General features: G+C 61.4%; 20 protein-coding genes. 4 read left to right on the top strand and 16 right to left on the bottom strand.

Annotated elements, in window-relative coordinates; genetic code table 11:
* Positions 1–29: 29 nt before the first annotated feature.
* Positions 30–1,418, bottom strand: a complete 1,389-nt coding sequence (gene thrC / locus HPQ62_RS07565; protein WP_174801899.1) for a threonine synthase — start codon at positions 1,416–1,418, stop codon at positions 30–32.
* Positions 1,419–1,603: 185 nt separating this feature from the next.
* Between thrC and HPQ62_RS07560 the strand changes: the two genes are divergently transcribed.
* A complete protein-coding gene (locus tag HPQ62_RS07560) occupies positions 1,604–2,140 on the top strand; it encodes a hypothetical protein (protein WP_174801898.1) in 537 nt (178 codons plus the stop codon).
* 224 nt (positions 2,141–2,364) lie between these two features.
* Here the strand turns inward: HPQ62_RS07560 and HPQ62_RS07555 are convergent, their stop codons facing one another.
* Together HPQ62_RS07555 and HPQ62_RS07550 are read right to left on the bottom strand one after the other, a co-directional pair.
* A complete protein-coding gene (locus HPQ62_RS07555; RefSeq protein ID WP_174801897.1) occupies positions 2,365–3,429 on the bottom strand; it encodes a zinc-binding metallopeptidase family protein in 1,065 nt (354 codons plus the stop codon).
* A gap of 69 nt (positions 3,430–3,498) precedes the next feature.
* A complete protein-coding gene (locus HPQ62_RS07550) occupies positions 3,499–4,149 on the bottom strand; it encodes a YqgE/AlgH family protein (RefSeq protein WP_174801967.1) in 651 nt (216 codons plus the stop codon).
* 102 nt (positions 4,150–4,251) lie between these two features.
* Here HPQ62_RS07550 and HPQ62_RS07545 point away from each other — a divergent pair, with 102 nt between their 5' ends.
* From HPQ62_RS07545 to HPQ62_RS07535, 3 genes are all read left to right on the top strand, one after another.
* Positions 4,252–5,067, top strand: coding sequence for a protein-disulfide reductase DsbD domain-containing protein (locus HPQ62_RS07545; RefSeq protein ID WP_174801896.1), 816 nt, complete (start codon positions 4,252–4,254; stop codon positions 5,065–5,067).
* A 34-nt stretch (positions 5,068–5,101) separates the two neighbouring features.
* Positions 5,102–5,587, top strand: coding sequence for a peroxiredoxin (locus HPQ62_RS07540; protein ID WP_174801895.1), 486 nt, complete (start codon positions 5,102–5,104; stop codon positions 5,585–5,587).
* A gap of 199 nt (positions 5,588–5,786) precedes the next feature.
* Positions 5,787–6,887, top strand: coding sequence for a hypothetical protein (locus HPQ62_RS07535; protein WP_174801894.1), 1,101 nt, complete (start codon positions 5,787–5,789; stop codon positions 6,885–6,887).
* 41 nt (positions 6,888–6,928) lie between these two features.
* Here the strand turns inward: HPQ62_RS07535 and HPQ62_RS07530 are convergent, their stop codons facing one another.
* The 13 genes from HPQ62_RS07530 to ctaD form a co-directional block, all read right to left on the bottom strand.
* Positions 6,929–7,237 (bottom strand): Dabb family protein, encoded by a 309-nt coding sequence (locus HPQ62_RS07530; RefSeq protein ID WP_174801893.1) that lies wholly within the window; start codon positions 7,235–7,237, stop codon positions 6,929–6,931.
* 18 nt (positions 7,238–7,255) lie between these two features.
* Complete coding sequence (rnhA, locus tag HPQ62_RS07525; RefSeq protein WP_174801892.1) at positions 7,256–7,708, bottom strand: ribonuclease HI; 453 nt, start codon at positions 7,706–7,708, stop codon at positions 7,256–7,258.
* Entirely contained in the window at positions 7,705–8,673 is a 969-nt protein-coding gene (locus HPQ62_RS07520) for a homoserine kinase (RefSeq protein ID WP_174801891.1), read from the bottom strand. Before HPQ62_RS07520 ends, rnhA begins: the two co-directional genes overlap by 4 nt.
* A gap of 4 nt (positions 8,674–8,677) precedes the next feature.
* A complete protein-coding gene (gene ispH, locus HPQ62_RS07515) occupies positions 8,678–9,673 on the bottom strand; it encodes a 4-hydroxy-3-methylbut-2-enyl diphosphate reductase (protein ID WP_174801966.1) in 996 nt (331 codons plus the stop codon).
* A gap of 5 nt (positions 9,674–9,678) precedes the next feature.
* Entirely contained in the window at positions 9,679–10,158 is a 480-nt protein-coding gene (locus HPQ62_RS07510; RefSeq protein WP_174801890.1) for a mismatch-specific DNA-glycosylase, read from the bottom strand.
* Positions 10,151–10,879: an SURF1 family protein gene (locus HPQ62_RS07505; protein WP_244629586.1), complete on the bottom strand. Its 729-nt coding sequence runs from the start codon at positions 10,877–10,879 to the stop codon at positions 10,151–10,153. The genes HPQ62_RS07510 and HPQ62_RS07505 overlap by 8 nt, the downstream gene beginning before the upstream one ends.
* Positions 10,872–11,261, bottom strand: coding sequence for a DUF983 domain-containing protein (locus HPQ62_RS07500; RefSeq protein WP_174801889.1), 390 nt, complete (start codon positions 11,259–11,261; stop codon positions 10,872–10,874). The genes HPQ62_RS07505 and HPQ62_RS07500 overlap by 8 nt, the downstream gene beginning before the upstream one ends.
* A gap of 32 nt (positions 11,262–11,293) precedes the next feature.
* Complete coding sequence (locus HPQ62_RS07495) at positions 11,294–11,575, bottom strand: GNAT family N-acetyltransferase (RefSeq protein WP_174801888.1); 282 nt, start codon at positions 11,573–11,575, stop codon at positions 11,294–11,296.
* A gap of 57 nt (positions 11,576–11,632) precedes the next feature.
* Positions 11,633–12,517, bottom strand: coding sequence for a cytochrome c oxidase subunit 3 (locus HPQ62_RS07490; RefSeq protein WP_174801887.1), 885 nt, complete (start codon positions 12,515–12,517; stop codon positions 11,633–11,635).
* A 144-nt stretch (positions 12,518–12,661) separates the two neighbouring features.
* Complete coding sequence (locus HPQ62_RS07485; RefSeq protein WP_174801886.1) at positions 12,662–13,243, bottom strand: cytochrome c oxidase assembly protein; 582 nt, start codon at positions 13,241–13,243, stop codon at positions 12,662–12,664.
* A gap of 23 nt (positions 13,244–13,266) precedes the next feature.
* On the bottom strand, positions 13,267–13,401 hold the full coding sequence (locus HPQ62_RS21175) for a hypothetical protein (protein ID WP_280516260.1): 135 nt from the start codon (positions 13,399–13,401) through the stop codon (positions 13,267–13,269).
* Between the two features lie 4 nt (positions 13,402–13,405).
* Positions 13,406–14,332, bottom strand: a complete 927-nt coding sequence (locus HPQ62_RS07480; protein WP_174801885.1) for a heme o synthase — start codon at positions 14,330–14,332, stop codon at positions 13,406–13,408.
* Positions 14,333–14,401: 69 nt separating this feature from the next.
* Entirely contained in the window at positions 14,402–16,051 is a 1,650-nt protein-coding gene (ctaD, locus tag HPQ62_RS07475; protein ID WP_174801884.1) for a cytochrome c oxidase subunit I, read from the bottom strand.
* Between the last annotated feature and the right edge of the window lies 1 nt (position 16,052).

The following is a 16,052-nucleotide window of genomic DNA, read 5'->3' as shown; positions in this document are numbered from 1 at the left end:
CCTGCCTTCGTGTTGTTCAGTGCTCAGCCTCAAGCGATTCCCTGGCGAATGAACGCCTCGATGGCATCGAGCTCGGGAGAAAGGACACTGAAACGCTCCTCCTTGTCCATCAGGCCAGCAAGCCACGCGGGAAGCGCCGGGTCAATACCGCTTGCAGATTTTACGGCGTCGGGGAATTTTGCCGGATGCGCGGTCGACAGCACAACCATCGGGTTTTCGGTGCGCTGATGGTCTCTGGCTACGGAAACGGCGACGGCCGTGTGGGGATCGATCAACACGCCGGTGTCCCGCAGGGAGCGCTCGATCTCGGCGGCGGCGGCCTTCTGGTCGGTGCGGCCGGCGGCAAACAGCTTGCGGATCTCGGCAAGCGTCTTTTCCTCGATATCGAAGGCTCCGGACTGCTTAAGGCTCGCCATGGCGCGGCGCACATAGTCGCTGTCGCGACCACTGGCCTCGAACAGAAGACGCTCGAAATTCGACGAGATCTGGATATCCATCGACGGCGAGGTGGTTGCCTCCACGCCCCGCATCTCGTAGCGCCCGGTCTCAAGCGTGCGGGCGAGAATATCGTTCTCGTTGGTGGCAATCACCAGCCTTCCGACGGGCAGCCCCATCTTCGAGGCGACATAGCCCGCGAAGATATCGCCGAAATTGCCGGTGGGCACAGTGAAGTCGATCGCGCGGTCCGGCGCGCCAAGCGCGATGCCGGCGGTGAAGTAATACACCACCTGCGCCATGATCCGCGCCCAGTTGATCGAGTTGACGCCGGAAAGCTTCACCTCGTTGCGGAACACGGTATCGGCGAACATCGCCTTCACCAGGTTCTGGCAGTCGTCGAAATGGCCTTCGACGGCGATGGCGTGAACATTTTCGGCGCCAAGCGTGGTCATCTGCCGCTGCTGGACGGGCGAAACCTTGCCGTGGGGGAACAGGATGAAGATGTCGGTGCGGGTGCTTGCCGCAAATGCATCGATTGCAGCGCCGCCGGTATCGCCCGACGTTGCGCCGACGATCGTTGCCCGCTGGCCACGCTTGGCCAGCACATGGTCCATCAGCCGGGCGAGAAGCTGCATGGCGACGTCCTTGAAGGCCAGCGTCGAGCCATGGAACAATTCCAGCGTGAAGCGGTTGGCGCCGCTCTGCACCAGCGGCGTCACGGCCTCGTGGCGGAAGGTCGCGTAGGCATCATCGATCATCGCCTTCAGTTCGCCGTCTTCGATCTCGCCGTCGATGAACGGCTTGATGATGGCAAAGGCGATATCCTGATAGGACTTGCCGCGCAGCGCGCGTACGCTGTCTGCGGGCAGATAGGGCCATTCGCGCGGCAAATAAAGCCCGCCATCCTCAGCAAGGCCGGCCAGAACCGCATCTGAAAATCCGAGGACAGGCGCCTCGCCGCGAGTAGAAATATAGTCCACGCAAAGCCCCTTTGTGCTTGCCAGAATCCGGAAATTGTCTAGCTTGTGGCAGGCTTTGGCCTTACCTGTTAAGACCGTTCGGACGGAGATGAGGGGGCGGTCAACCAGACAATCTGTGTTGGCGCTGATATAAAACAAAGCCGGAGGGGTTGCAAAGCCCTTGAGAGAGGAAAGGAAGTTTAGCCGTGTCATTTCGCACTACCCGCCGCGTGGCGGCCGTTCTTGCCGTTTCGGCATTGGCTGCCTGCTCTACCACGTCGTCCGAGCCGGAGGCGACGCCCGCGCGCCCGGTCACGCCCGGCGTCAACCTGACGGCGCTGACGAAGCTCTGCCCGCCGGTGATGCTCGATGACGACGTGGCGTTCCGCCGAATCTATGCGCCAGCCAATTCCGATGCGCCGGAAAATCTCGTCTATCAGGTGTCGCTCGGCGAGTTCAGCCGGACCTGTGGTCCCGCCCCCACGGGCGACAAGCTGATCGAGCAGATCTCCGTTGTCGGCCGTCTCGTCGGCGGCCCCAAGGCAAAGCCCGGCTCCTATACCGTTCCGGTTCGTGTCGAGGTGGTGGATGGCGACGTCGCAGTCTATTCGGAGGTGATCCAGCAGCAGGTGACTCTGCCAGCAGACGGCCTGTCCACGCAGTTCCTGTTCCGCGCCGACAATCTGCCCGTGCCGCTGACGGCAAGCCCGAACACCGCGGTCCGCATCGGAATCGCGAAGTAAGCCTTACGGCAGGCGCCGGAGAGAGCGCGGTCGGCGAAAGCGAATCAGCGGCCAGGCAGAAATGAAGGCCGTTCAAAGCGTTTTCGCGCGTCCGGTCGGGCTCCAAGCCTCGTAGGTCTATTGATGAAGGACCGGGGGTCTTCGGAGCGCCCGGTCCTTTCAAGTTCCGCAAAAGGCCGATTCCCGTTTTCAGCAAACGGGGATCGGCGTGCCGTTGCTTCGGTTCAGGCGGCCTTCGCCGTCGGCCGCCGACCGTTCATCAGCGAGATGATGTAATCGATCTTGGTGACGATATCCGGCGTGAGGACGAAGGGATAGAAATCCCTCTGCCCCATGGAGCGATGGATCGCGTTCATCGCGATGGTCAACGGAATCCATGCGGCGGCAAGACGTTCGCCATCAGCGCATTTATAGGGGTCGCCCAAAGGCGCAAGCTTGGCGTCGTCGACGGCAAGGCCGAACGACCGGGCCGTTTCCAGCGTGTCCACGATATGAAGCGCATGGGCAAAGCTTTCCGCGAAATCCTCCCAGGGATGGGTGGAGGCATAGGCGCTGACATGATGCTCCGGCCAATCAGGCCTCGGCCCGTTTTCATAATGACGCTGGAGCGCTTCCTGGTAGTCTTCGCGCTCGTCGCCGAAGAGCTGACGATAGTCTTCAAGACGTCCGCCGTCGCGCACCAGCCTGTCCCAGATATAGTGGCCGACCTCATGGCGGAAATGACCGAGCATCGTCCGGTAGGGCTCGTTCATCTGGTCGCGGATGATTTCGCGCGTGACGTGGTCGGCTTCGGCAACGCGCAGCGAAATCAGACCGTCCTCGTGGCCGGTCATGGCAGGCGTAACCGTCCCGTCCGGTGAAACCGTGTCTTCGAGGAAGTCGAAGACAAGACCGCTTTCAGGGTCCTGCTTGCGCGTCGGCGTCGCAACGTTCCAACGCAGCAGCGAATAGAAAAGATGCCGTTCGGCGGCGCAGATGCGGCGCATGCGGTCAAGCCCGATCTCCGTCGTGGTATCGGGAATCAAATTGTTGTGACGGCAGGAAACGCAGAAGGTCTCGTCCTCGCCTTCATCCACCAGCCAGTTGCAAACGCCGATCTTTGTGTTCTCGCAAAGACGGAACTTCCTGCTCCGGTCATTCGCCTTGTACCAGATATCACCCTCAGCCTGTTTGAGGGCATAGATGGCCAGATCGCTCGGTGCAAAGCCCAGGCGATGGCCGCAAGCCACGCAGGTGTCATTGTCGAAATAGACAGTCTGTCCGCAATGATCGCATTCGAAGAGTTTCATGGGGGCCTCGCAATTTGTGGTCGCACATCACGACCGACGCCCCTAAACGGTGTATAGGGCCGTTTTGTTTCAGGCGTGCCCGATATTTGTCGACAGCGACGATGGCCGCACGCCCATCGAGAACAGGGCACGCTCATATTTGCTGTCGAGATCGGAATCGAACACCATGTCTTCAATCGCCGGGCAGGTCAGCCAGTCATTGTTGGCGATCTCGCTTTCAAGCTGGCCCGGACCCCAGCCGGCATACCCCAGAAGCAATGCCGCCCGCTCCGGCCCCTTGCCGGCTGCAACTGATTTCAGCACATCGAGCGTACCTGTCATCGCCAGTTCGTCGCTGACCGGAATGCTGCCATCGCCCGAATAGTCATAGCTGTGCAGAACGAAACCGCGACCGGGCTCCACCGGCCCGCCGGAGAGCACCAGGAAATCCGCGAGCGCGGGCACGGAAAGCTCCGCTCCCTGATCCAGCAGAGCAAGCTGCTGCAGCACTTCCGGAAAGGTCACGTGCTGGGCGCGGTTGATGATGAAGCCCATCGCCCCTTCATCCGAATGCGCGCAGATATAGATGACGCTGCGTTCGAACGCGCTTTCCGCAAGCTGCGGCATAGCGATCAGGAACTGGCCGTCAAAAGGTCCGCGTTCACGTCCGTTCGCAAGGTTCTCAAGCAAATCGTTCTCCCGCGATGTCTTTGGATCGCATTTCAAATTCGTCGTCGGCATCAGATCAAGATGGGGCAATGTCACGCGATGTTCAAATGAAATTGTCCGCATTTCGGAGCGAAAGCCATATCGCCGCCGCATCCGGCCCGCTAAAGGAGTGATATGAACATTCGCTGCACCCTCGTTTTTACCGCTCTTGCGCTGTCGATCCCTGCCGGATCGGACGCCCATGCCGGCGCAACCCCATGGGCCGAGGACACCGGCGGGCGCATGCGCCTGATCGTGACCGCGCCCGATGCCGACGGAAGGATCCGCGGTGCCTTGCAGGTGGAGCCCGCCGATGGCTTCATCACCTATTGGCGCGAACCCGGTGAAAGCGGGATACCGCCGCAGATTTCGGTCAGCGCGGACAGTGACGTCAGCCTTGAAAGCATCGCCTATCCGGTGCCCAAGCGCATCGAACTGACCGGCGTGACCGATATGGGTTATGACGGCCCCGTGACCTTTCCGCTGATGCTGAAGGCAAGCCCCGGCACAATGCCGCAACTGGACGTCAGCGCCTTTATCGGGCTTTGCAAGGATATCTGCATCCCTTTCCAGGCGTCCTTTCATGTCGGGAAAGAAACCTACAAGGCAAGCGCGGTCGACACTGCGATCCTCGCCGTTGCCGCGACCACGCTTCCCGAAGCCCCGTCCGATGATTTTCGGATCGCAAGCGCGGTCATCACCGGCGAAGCGCTGACGCTTGCCCTCACCCTGCCCGATCAGACGGCGCCGGAAATCACGCTTGCAAGCAGCGACGGCTTCATCGTCAAGGCGCCTGAGGGCAGCTTTCAGGACGGCCGCTACGTGATCACCATTCCCGCATCTTCATTGCCGGATGGCGCGGAATCGCTCGAGAGCGAATGGCTGATACTGGTCAAGACCGGGGACCGGGCGCTGGAAACGCCGCTTGTCTTTGAGCATGACGCGCCCTAACTGTGTGCATGCAACGCCACCAAGGAGTTTCATCATGACCATTTCCAAGGGCGACGCCCTTCCCTCTTCCACCCTGCGTGAATTGACCGACAACGGTCCGGAAAAGGTGTCGACCGACGACATCTTCAAGGGCCGCAAAGTGGTGCTGTTCGCCGTTCCCGGCGCCTTTACCCCGACCTGCTCGATCAACCATCTGCCGACCTATCTCGAAAATCGTGACGCGATCCTTGCGCGCGGCGTCGATGAAATCGTGGTTGTCGCGGTCAACGATCCGTTCGTGATGGGCGGCTGGGCGAAGGCCACCGGCGGCGCGGGCAAGATCCGCTACCTTTCGGACGCGGATGCGTCTTTCACCAAGGAACTGGGGATGGAAACGGACATCCCCGGCCCTGGTCTCGGCACACGCTCGAAGCGATATTCGATGCTGGTCGAAGATGGCAAGGTTAAGGAACTCAACGTCGAGGAAAATTCCGGCGAAGCCACGGTCTCGGCGGCAGCCACTATTCTCGGCCAGCTCTGAGCGCCTGAAATCGAGGGCCGCCTGCAACGGGCGGCCTTCACGCCGGTGCGCCGCCGCTCCGGCTTCCGGTCGCAAATAGAAGGTGCAGCGGCATTTCCGCCTGGTTGACCAGCGCCTCCGCCGAACGTCATACGCCCCTAGAAAACAGAATATATCTTGCCATGCGTCTCTGCTACGATGCGCCCGATCGGAGATATGGATGGTTGGTGTGACGGTCACATCGCTGAGACGGGCGGCAACGGCAGTGCTTGCCGTTGCGCTGGTGGTCTCGACACCCTTTGTGGTGCCGAATGGCCTTGAGGCCGTGAAGCTTCTTGCCATGCACAACAATCCGGTCGAACTCACCGAATACCGTCTGGAGAAGCTGCGGCCTACCGATTACGACCGCGCGATCGCCGAAGCGCTGGCAAGCGACGATGCCGGCCTCGCCGAAAGCATCCTCGACCTTGCAGACAGCCGCGGCATCCGCATTGACGGCGTGACGCGCGAGCGGGTGGAGATGGCGGTCTCCGAAGAGGCAAGCCTCGGCAACCAGATCCAGGAGCTCTGGGACGGGGCCATTACCGGACGCCCGGACAGCGCAATCGGCATGGTGGGCGCGGTTGCGACCGATCTGACCACGGTCGGCGACGTTCGCGACATCATCATCGAGGGCGGCGCCTATCTTCAGGGAGAAGATTACGATTCCCTGATCCTTGGTCTTTCGGTTGCCGGCCTCGCCGTCACCGGCGCGGTCATCCTTTCGGGCGGCACGGCATCGGCTTCGAAGGTGGGAACCAGCGCGCTGAAGGCTGCCGGCAAGGCGGGCGCGATCGCCACGCCATTACGCCGCTCTTTCACCAGGCTTTCAAGCCAGGTCGTCAGCGGACCGGCCTTGCGCAAGACGATGCCGCTTCTGAAGCGCGGCAATATACCCGCTGCAAGGCGCGCCCTTCAAAGCTCGCTCAACACCAAGCCTCTTCTGAAGATGCAGGACGCGGCCATGGAAGTCGGCACGGTGATGGGCAAGAACGGGTTCAAGGCCGGTACCGACATGCTGAAGGTTGCAAGCACGCCGGCGGACCTCACCAAGCTCGGCAAGCTCTCCGCCCGCTTCGGCAAGCGCTTTCGCGCCATCGTCTTCCTGCTGGGCTCGGGCGCCATCACGCTGACGGGACTTTTGATCACGGCAGCAAGCTGGACCACCACCTTCGTGCTGTGGCTGGTGGGGGCCGCCTATTTCAGCTACCGCGCCGCAAGGTTCGGCTGGCGGTTCCTGTTCTATCCCGCAGGGCGCATGATCGGGCGGCTGATGGCCTAGCCGCGGCCCACATGCAATCGACAGGCGTCGGCGCCGCTCGCTCAGATCTTCATATCGAAAACGAGAATGCCGGAAATACCGCCGACGGCCGCCGCGACGATCTTTGCGCCGACCGCCTGATGGTCGGGATGCTCCAGATAGGCATCGCGCGCAGCAGCATCTTCGAAGGTTACGACGAAGCCGTCGGCGTAACCGCTATCGAGACCTTCCGGCGAGACATTCGCGCCCGCCTTCACATCGACGATGCCGGGAATGACCCGTTTAAGCGCGGAAATCTCGTCATAAAGCGCCTGTTTCTCGTCGCTTCCCGTTTCCTGCGGGAAACGAATGAAAACACAATGCATGATCATGATTTTGTTCGGAGGGCCTCAGCCCCCTCGCCCCTGTTTGAACGGTTCCATCCCCTCGCGCGCCAGTTCGTCCGCGCGCTCGTTTTCTTCGTGGCCGGCATGGCCCTTGACCCAGTGCAGGGTCACCTCATGCCGGTTGCGCTCGGTTTCGAGCGCCTGCCACAATTCGGCATTCTTCACGGGCTTCTTCGCGGCGGTTTTCCAGCCGTTCTTCTTCCACCCGAAGATCCACTTCGTTATCCCGTCCTTGACATAGACGCTGTCGGTATAGAGTTCCACCGTGCACGGTTCCTTGAGCGCCTTCAAGGCCTCGATCGCCGCCATCAGTTCCATGCGGTTATTGGTGGTCAGCTTCTCGCCGCCATTGAGCTCACGGCTCTTGTCGCCATAGCGCAGGATCGCGCCCCAGCCGCCAGGTCCGGGATTGCCCGAGCAGGCCCCGTCCGTAAAAATCTCGACCTGTTTCTTCACGACCGCTCCACACCGTATTCGCTGGCGCTCGTCACCGCGCGGTGGAAGCGCAGATAGCGCAGATATTCGAGCGGGTCCTTCTTGACCACCAGGGCGCCCGCAGGCGTGTTGAGCCAATCGTAAAGCCGCGTCAGGAAAAACCTGAGCGCCGAGCCGCGACAGAGCAGCGGCAGCGCCTCGATCTCATCATCGCCGAGCGGCCTTACGCTCTGATAGCCCTCGATCAGAGCGCGGGCCTTGGTCACGTTGAAGGAGCGGTCCTTCTCGAAACACCAGGCATTGAGGCAGATCGACAGGTCATAGGCGAGAAAATCATTGCAGGCGAAATAGAAGTCGATCACGCCCGAAAGCTGATCGCCGATGAAGAAGACGTTGTCGGGAAAGAGATCGGCATGGATCACGCCTTCCGGCAGGTCCACTGGCCAGCGGTCCTCAAGCGTGGCGAGTTCCATCGTGATCTCGCTTTCAAGACCGGGCTGCACCTCGTCGGCGCGCGATGCCGCCTTGTCCCAGAGATCGACCCAGCCCTTCAGCGCCAGCGCGTTCTTGCGCGACAGCGCGAAATCCTGACCGGCCACATGCATGCGGGCAAGCGCTGCGCCAAGTTCCCGGCAATGCTCTGCCGCCGGCTTCCTGAGCCACATGCCTTCCAGAAAGGAGATCAGCGCTGCGGGACGCCCGCAAAGCCTGCCATAGGGCTCGCCGTCGCTTCGGGCAAGCGGGAGCGGGCAGGAAAGCCCGCGGTCGGCCAGATGCTGCATCAAGCCGAGGTAGAACGGCAGATCGCCCTCATCCACCCGCTTTTCATATAGCGTCAGAATCAGTGGGAAACGGTCGGTATGCAGCAGGAAGTTGGAGTTCTCGACGCCCTCCGCGATGCCGCGATAGGACAGGAGCTCCCCGACGTCATAGGCTTTGAGAAACTGCCTGAGATCGTCTTCATTGATATCGGTATAGACGGCCAAATGCTTATCGTCCGTTGACGAAGGCCATGTCCTCGACGGTCAGTTCGACGTCGCGGAGCTGGCGGTTGACGAGAAAGTGTTCGTTTTCGATCGTGGTTTCGGCAAGTTCGATCGTGGTGTCGAATCGCTGCCGGAATGCCTCGATGATCTCGTTGACCACGACTTCGGGCGCGGAAGCACCGGCGGAAAGGCCGAGCGTGCGGACGTCGCCGATCGCTTCGAAATCAAGCTCCGAGGCGCGCTGGACCAGCATCGCTTCTTTGGCTCCGGCCCGTTTGGCGACCTCGACGAGGCGTTTGGAATTCGACGAATTCGGCGCGCCGACGATGATGAAGAGGTCGCAGCCGGGCGCTGCCGCCGACACCGATTCCTGCCGGTTGGTGGTGGCGTAGCAGATCGAGTCGGCTGAAGGCGCCGTGAGGTTCGGAAAGCGTTCACGCAACGTTGCAATCACGTCGGCGGTATCCTGCACCGAGAGCGTGGTCTGGGTGACATAGCCGAGATTGTCCGGATCCGCCGGCTGATAGCGCTTTGCGTCTTCCACCGTCTCGACCAGCGAGACGGCGCCGTCCGGCAACTGACCCATGGTGCCGATCACCTCCGGGTGGCCGGCATGGCCGATCAGGATCACATGGCGGCCGAGCCGTTCGTGGCGCATTGCCTGCTTGTGCACCTTGGAGACCAGCGGGCATGTGGCATCGAGGTAGAAAAGATTGCGGCTCTCGGCATCCTCCGGCACGGATTTCGGCACGCCATGGGCGGAAAACACCACAGGCTGCTCGCGATGCTCGGCCGGAATCTCGTCCAGCTCCTCGACGAAGATCGCGCCGCGCGCCTCAAGCCCTTCGACGACGTAGCGGTTGTGCACGATCTCGTGACGCACATAGACCGGCGCGCCATAGCGCTTCAGCGCCAGCACGACGATCTGGATCGCCCGGTCGACGCCGGCGCAGAAGCCGCGCGGGCCGCAAAGGCGAATAGTCAATGGGGTCATGGTCATCTCGCTCAAATCAGTTCTGGCAACTGATACCAATGATGACGGTCCTTTGTCCAATGCCCGTTTGCCGCAGAGGTCGAGGGCAGCGCGACAACCGGTATTCCATCGATCCCGCGCGGCTGGAGCCCACAGGCAATCCGGTTGTCGCCGAAATAGATGCGGGCGCCTGCGAGGCTGGTGAAGGCGACAAGACGCGGCCGGTAGGTTCTGATCTTTTCCTCGAAGGCGGGAATGTCGAATCCTGATGGCGTCAGGGCCTTGTCCATGCCGCTTTCCACCTGGTTCAGATCGGTCAGCCCGATGCCATAATCCAGAAGCTTGCGGAACTCGGCCGGGCCCACCCGCTCCGGCGTCAGGCCGATTTCGTGGAGGGTCAGATAGAACCGGTTCGAGGGATGGGCATAGAAGGAACCCGTGCGGGCAGAAACAAGGCCCTTCGCCGTGCCGCAGAAGACGACGGAAAGCCCTGGCGCCAACAGGTCACGCATGCCGGCGCCGGCCGCGCCAGGCCATCAGCGCGACGATCACCGCCAGCACCGTGGCAAGGCCGTACCATGTGATGGCATATTGCAGATGGTCGTTCGGAAACTCGATCCGGGTGACGCCGCCGACCGGCAGACCGCCCGGATTTTGCGTATCGTCGGCATCGACGAAGAACGGCAGAACCTCGCCTCCGGAAAGCCCCGTCGACTGCGCCATGGCATCGAGGTCCTTCCAGTAGAAGATGTTCTGCGGAATATCGTTTTCCGGAACCGCGAAGGAAGGCTTGCCGTCGAGCCGGTTGCGGGCGAGGCCCGTGACTGTCACGTCACCCTTGATCTGTCCTTCCGGCCGCGTTGCCGCTTCCTTGTCATCAAACGGCACGAAGCCACGATTGACGAACACGGCGCGGCCATCCTCAAGCCTGAGCGGCGTATAGACATAATAGCCGGATTGGCCTTCATGGGTCGCGAAGAAATGGCGTTCGCGGTCATGCTCGAACCGCCCAGTGGCAGTGACCGGACGATATTCGCGTTCGTCCTGCGGCAGCGCTTCGACGGCTCCAAGCGGCAGCGGCGCTTGCTCGACGCGCGCATCGACCGAGGCGATCAGCGCCTCCTTCCAGTGCAGGCGGCGGACCTGCCAATTGCCAAGCGAGATGAGGGCGATGAAGGCGAGTGCGGCCAGAACCAGCCCGATGACCCGCATCAACGACAGGCGGCTAGACATCGTCACCCTTCGGACCGATCTTTCCTTCTGCCGCGCTGTGGCGGTATTGCAGGACGATCAGGACGCCCTTAAAGGCCCTGAGGGCGGCAAGCGAAAGCCCGACTGCCACAGGTCCCCAGACGAGGATATGGACCCAGAACGGCGGCGAATACGTGATCTCCGTCCACAGCACAAGCGCGATCACCAGAAAGCCGACGGCAAGCATGACGAAGATCGCCGGTCCGTCGCCGGCATCGGCGAAGCTGTAGCTCAGCCCGCATTGCTCGCATTCCGTCTTCAGCGACAGGAAACCTTCGAAGAGATGGCCCTCGCCGCAACGCGGGCAGCGCCCCTTAAGGCCGGACAGGACAAGCGGGGCGAGCGGATTCGAATCAGCGGGCATGGCAAACTTTCGGCAGTCGGAAAGACAGGTCTTCAGTTGATGACGTCGTGCCACTCATCATGGTGGCGGACGCTGAGCGCCTTGAAGAAGGGACAGAGCGGAATGATCTTCCAGCCGCCCTTGCGGGCTTCGTCCACGGCATGCTCGGCAAGCACCTTGCCCACGCCCTTGCCGCGAAGCGCATCCGGCACGCCAGTATGATCGATGATGATCAGCCTGTCAGAGGCGCGGGAATAGGTCATCTCCGCCTCGTGGCCTTCAACGACGGTATAGTAGCGACCACCCGAAGCGGTCTTTTCTTCCTCTATCGACATCAAGCGCACTCCCTAAAAAATCCGCCGCCCGGTGGGCGGCGGAATGATATCCAGAACTCAGTGGCCGGTTTCTGCCAGCGGTGCGCCCCACCCGCCCCAGATATAGATGGTGAAGAACAGGAACAGCCAGACCACGTCGACGAAATGCCAGTACCAGGCCGCCGCCTCGAGGCCGAAATGGCGCTCCGGCGTGAAGGAACCCTTGGCGGCCCGGATCAGGCAGACGATCAGGAAGATCGTGCCCACGATCACATGGAAGCCATGGAAACCGGTCGCCATGAAGAAGGTTGCGCCATAAATGGAGTTCTTGAAGGCAAACGGCGCTTCATAATATTCATAGGCCTGAACACCGGTGAAGATAAGGCCGAGCAGGACGGTCAGCGACAGCCCCTGGATCAGGCCCTTGCGATCGCCATGGATCAGGGCGTGGTGTGCCCAGGTCAGCGTCGTGCCGGACAGAAGCAGGATCACGGTGTTGTAGAGCGGGAAGTGCCACGGATCGACGACCGCGATGCCTTCCGGCGGCCAGGTGCCGCCCGTTGCTTGAACGCGCGCTGCCTGGATGGCTTCGCCGGTGAACAGGCTCGCGTCGAAGAACGCCCAGAACCAGGCCACGAAGAACATCACCTCCGAGGCGATGAACATGATCATGCCGTAGCGCAGGTGGAGCGAAACCACCGGGGTATGATGGCCTTCGCGGCCTTCCTTGATCGTGTCCGACCACCAGCCGAAGAGCACGTAGAGAACGACCGCGAGGCCGATCAGCAGGATCCACGGCTGGGCAAGGTTGAGACCGAGGATTTCGAAGGTGCCTCCGCTCAGATAGCGCATGTAGCCGACGCCGCCAAAGGCCATCAGGAAGACGCCGATGGAGGCAACCAGCGGCCAGGGGCTCGGATCGATGATATGATAATCGTGGTTCTTGTGATGCGCGTCTGCCATTCCTGGTCCCCGTTTCCTCTCTCCCTGAAGCTCCCGTCGGGCGCCGCTTCAGTAAACTCTCTGGCAAATCAACCGAAGCTTTCAAAGCATTTGGTCCGAATTCACCGTCTTAATCAATCCCCGCCTCAAATAATCGGCGGCTCGTTACGAAGGTTCCGCGACCGCCTTGACGGCCGCAACCGGTTTCTCGTGCTCGAAAAACGTATAGGACAGCGTCAGCACCCGGATATCCCGCGTTTCCTCGGCATCCGCGAATGCCGGATCGACAAAGAAGACCACCGGCATTTCCAGCGTCTCGCCGGGCTGAAGCACCGTCTCGGTAAAGCAGAAGCACTCGACCTTGTTGAAATAGGCGCCAGCCTGCAGCGGCGTCACGTTGAAGATGGCCTGGCCACGCACAGGCTCGCTGCTCTTGTTGCGGGCATGGAACATCACCTGCACCGTCTCGCCGATCTTCGGCGAGACCGATTTCTGCTCAGGCGTGAACTCCCAGTCGAGACCCGGTGCGACATTGGCATCAAAGGTCACCTTGACCGTCTGGTCGAGCACGACATTCGAATATTGCTCCACGCGCTGGGCCGTGCCGTTATAGCCGGTGACCTGACAGAAGATGCGGTAAAGCGGAACGGCGGCAAAGCTCATCGCCGTCATGCCCACGACGAAAGTGAGGCACATCAGCACGATGGCGCCGTTGTTGCGTTGCCGCTTATCGCTCACGTCAGTCATACCCTCTCCCCCCAACGGATCGCTCACGAAGCGCCGAGCTTCACCATGGTCATGATGTAAAACAGGGCCACAAGGCCGAACAGCACGAAGCCAAGCGCGATATTGCGCGCGCGCCGGGCCTTCTTCTGCTTTTCGGTCAGCTTGACGGTCTCGATCATCCTATCACCCGATCATCAACATTGCGGCACGATCGACGATCAGAGCGGCGAAGATCGCTGAAAGATAGAAGAGCGAATAGCCAAACATCTTCTTGGCCGGCACCATCTTCTGGTCGCCCTCGGCCATCGCGCGCACCTTGAGCGAATGATAGACGAAGTAACCGCCGAGCGCTGCAGCGAAGACCGCATAGAAGGGGCTTGCAAGACCCGTGAACCACGGCGCGACGCCGGCAATGGCCGTCAGCACCGCATAGACAACCATCTGGTTCTTGGTGGAAGCCTCGCCGGCAACGTTCGGCATCATCGGAATGCCAACGTCGTCGTAGTCGCCCTTCTTGAAGAGCGCGAGCGCCCAGAAATGCGGCGGAGTCCACAGGAAGGTGATCGAGAACAGGATGACGCTGTCGAGCGAAATGCCGCCGGTGACGGCGGCCCAGCCGATCATGGGCGGAAATGCGCCGGCTGCACCGCCGATCACGATGTTCTGCGGCGTCGCCCGCTTCAGCCACATCGTGTAGAACACGGCGTAATAGAAGATCGTGAAGGCGAGAAGGCCGGCCGCGAACCAGTTGATCGCAAGGCCAAGCGTCGCCACGGAGAAGCAGGAAAGCGCGATGCCGAAGGCCAGCGCTTCATCCCGGCGGACCTTGCCCGCGGGAATCGGGCGCTTTGCCGTGCGCGACATGATCGCGTCGATATCGGCGTCGTACCACATGTTCAGCGCACCGGCGGCGCCTGCGCCAACCGCGATGCAGAGAATGGCGATCGCGCCCATGACCGGGTTGATCGGCCCTGGCGCCAGGAACAGGCCGGCAAAGGCCGTGAACACGACCAGCGACATTACCCGGGGCTTCAGCAGCGCGAAATAGTCGCGTCCGGTCGCTTCCGAAAGCACGAGATCGCCGCCGAGTTCATTGTCGATTGCTGTCATTATCCGCTCTCATTTCAAAAAGGCCCGCGCGCCGGAAGCGGCGCGCGAGACCAGTTTCTTTCGCTCCGCTTAGCGGATGCGCGGCAGTTCCGACCACTGGTGATAGGGCGGCGGCGATGAAAGCTGCCATTCCAGCGTGGTGGCGCCCGGGCCCCAGGGGTTGTCGCCGGCAACGCGCTTCTTCGAGAAAGCCTCGACGATGCCGATCAGGAAGATCACGACGCCGATCGCCGAGATATAGGAGCCGTAGGACGAGACCGCGTTCCACCCGGCAAAGGCATCCGGATAGTCGATGTAACGGCGCGGCATGCCCGACAGACCGAGGAAGTGCTGCGGGAAGAACACGAGGTTCACGCCCACAAACATCACCCAGAAGTGCAGGTTGGCGAGCTTTTCGCTGTACATGTAACCGGTGATCTTCGGGAACCAGTAGTACCAGCCGGCGAAGATCGCGAACACGGCGCCGAGCGACAGCACGTAGTGGAAGTGGGCCACCACGTAATAGGTGTCGTGCAGCGAACGGTCGAGACCGGCATTGGCGAGCTGAACGCCCGTCACGCCGCCGACGGTGAACAGGAAGATGAAGCCGATCGCCCAGACCATCGGCGCGCGGAACGAGATCGAACCGCCCCACATCGTCGCGATCCAGGAGAAGATCTTCACGCCCGTCGGCACCGCGATCACCATGGTGGCGAACACGAAGTAGCGCTGGGTGTCGAGCGACAGGCCGACCGTGTACATGTGGTGCGCCCACACGATGAAGCCGACGGCGCCGATCGCGACCATGGCATAGGCCATGCCGAGATAGCCGAAGACCGGCTTCTTCGAGAAGGTCGAGATGATGTGGCTGACGATACCGAAGGCCGGCAGGATCAGGATGTAGACTTCCGGATGCCCGAAGAACCAGAACAGGTGCTGGTAGAGAATCGGATCACCGCCGCCATCGGGCGAGAAGAAAGTGGTGCCGAAATTGCGGTCCGTCAGAAGCATGGTGATGCCACCCGCCAGAACCGGCAGCGACAGAAGCAGCAGGAAGGCGGTGACCAGAACCGACCAGGCAAACAGCGGCATCTTGTGCAGCGTCATGCCCGGTGCGCGCATGTTCAGGATCGTGGTGATGAAGTTGATGGCGCCGAGGATCGAGGAAATGCCGGCGACGTGGAGCGCGAAGATCGCAAGGTCGACCGCGGGTCCCGGCATGCCGGTCGTCGAGAACGGCGGATACATGGTCCAGCCGCCACCGACGCCGTTCGAGCCTGCAGGGCCTTCGACAAACATCGACAGCAGGAGCAGGATGAAGGCCGGAACGATCAGCCAGAACGAGATGTTGTTCAGACGCGGAAACGCCATGTCCGGCGCGCCGATCATGATCGGGATCATCCAGTTGGCGAAGCCGCCGATCAGCGCCGGCATGACCATGAAGAAGATCATGATCAGGCCATGGGCCGTGGTGAACACATTATAGAGATGCTTGCCCTGATCGATGGCAGCGGCGCCCGCATCGCCATAGACCATGGCGGCGAGACCGTTGAAGATCTGGATGCCGGGCTCCTGAAGCTCCATGCGCATGGCAACCGACAGAAGGCCGCCGATAATGCCCGCACAGATCGCGAAGATCAGATAGAGCGTGCCGATATCCTTGTGATTGGTCGAGAAAAACCATCGCGCCGCGAAGCCGGGCTTATGGTCGTGATCGTGAGCGTGTGCTGCTTCCGCCATA

Origin of the sequence: Martelella limonii (assembly GCF_013344475.1) — a bacterium.
In the GTDB taxonomy this organism is placed as follows: domain Bacteria; phylum Pseudomonadota; class Alphaproteobacteria; order Rhizobiales; family Rhizobiaceae; genus Martelella; species Martelella limonii.
Note: the sequence above shows the minus strand (reverse complement) of the source record. Positions and strands in the feature narration are given on the sequence as shown.

Excerpts from the sequence above, each read along its gene's own strand:
- HPQ62_RS07485 (WP_174801886.1), bottom strand. The coding sequence starts at position 13,243 with ATGACTGACGTGAGCGATAAGCGGCAACGCAACAACGGCGCCATCGTG.
- HPQ62_RS07540 (WP_174801895.1), top strand. The coding sequence starts at position 5,102 with ATGACCATTTCCAAGGGCGACGCCCTTCCCTCTTCCACCCTGCGTGAA.
- HPQ62_RS21175 (WP_280516260.1), bottom strand. The coding sequence starts at position 13,401 with ATGATCGAGACCGTCAAGCTGACCGAAAAGCAGAAGAAGGCCCGGCGC.
- ctaD (WP_174801884.1), bottom strand. The coding sequence starts at position 16,051 with ATGGCGGAAGCAGCACACGCTCACGATCACGACCATAAGCCCGGCTTC.
- HPQ62_RS07480 (WP_174801885.1), bottom strand. The coding sequence starts at position 14,332 with ATGACAGCAATCGACAATGAACTCGGCGGCGATCTCGTGCTTTCGGAA.
- HPQ62_RS07535 (WP_174801894.1), top strand. The coding sequence starts at position 5,787 with ATGGTTGGTGTGACGGTCACATCGCTGAGACGGGCGGCAACGGCAGTG.
- HPQ62_RS07490 (WP_174801887.1), bottom strand. The coding sequence starts at position 12,517 with ATGGCAGACGCGCATCACAAGAACCACGATTATCATATCATCGATCCG.
- HPQ62_RS07510 (WP_174801890.1), bottom strand. The coding sequence starts at position 10,158 with ATGCGTGACCTGTTGGCGCCAGGGCTTTCCGTCGTCTTCTGCGGCACG.
- HPQ62_RS07555 (WP_174801897.1), bottom strand. The coding sequence starts at position 3,429 with ATGAAACTCTTCGAATGCGATCATTGCGGACAGACTGTCTATTTCGAC.
- HPQ62_RS07495 (WP_174801888.1), bottom strand. The coding sequence starts at position 11,575 with ATGTCGATAGAGGAAGAAAAGACCGCTTCGGGTGGTCGCTACTATACC.
- HPQ62_RS07505 (WP_244629586.1), bottom strand. The coding sequence starts at position 10,879 with ATGTCTAGCCGCCTGTCGTTGATGCGGGTCATCGGGCTGGTTCTGGCC.
- HPQ62_RS07530 (WP_174801893.1), bottom strand. The coding sequence starts at position 7,237 with ATGATCATGCATTGTGTTTTCATTCGTTTCCCGCAGGAAACGGGAAGC.
- HPQ62_RS07550 (WP_174801967.1), bottom strand. The coding sequence starts at position 4,149 with ATGCCGACGACGAATTTGAAATGCGATCCAAAGACATCGCGGGAGAAC.
- HPQ62_RS07500 (WP_174801889.1), bottom strand. The coding sequence starts at position 11,261 with ATGCCCGCTGATTCGAATCCGCTCGCCCCGCTTGTCCTGTCCGGCCTT.
- ispH (WP_174801966.1), bottom strand. The coding sequence starts at position 9,673 with ATGACCATGACCCCATTGACTATTCGCCTTTGCGGCCCGCGCGGCTTC.
- HPQ62_RS07545 (WP_174801896.1), top strand. The coding sequence starts at position 4,252 with ATGAACATTCGCTGCACCCTCGTTTTTACCGCTCTTGCGCTGTCGATC.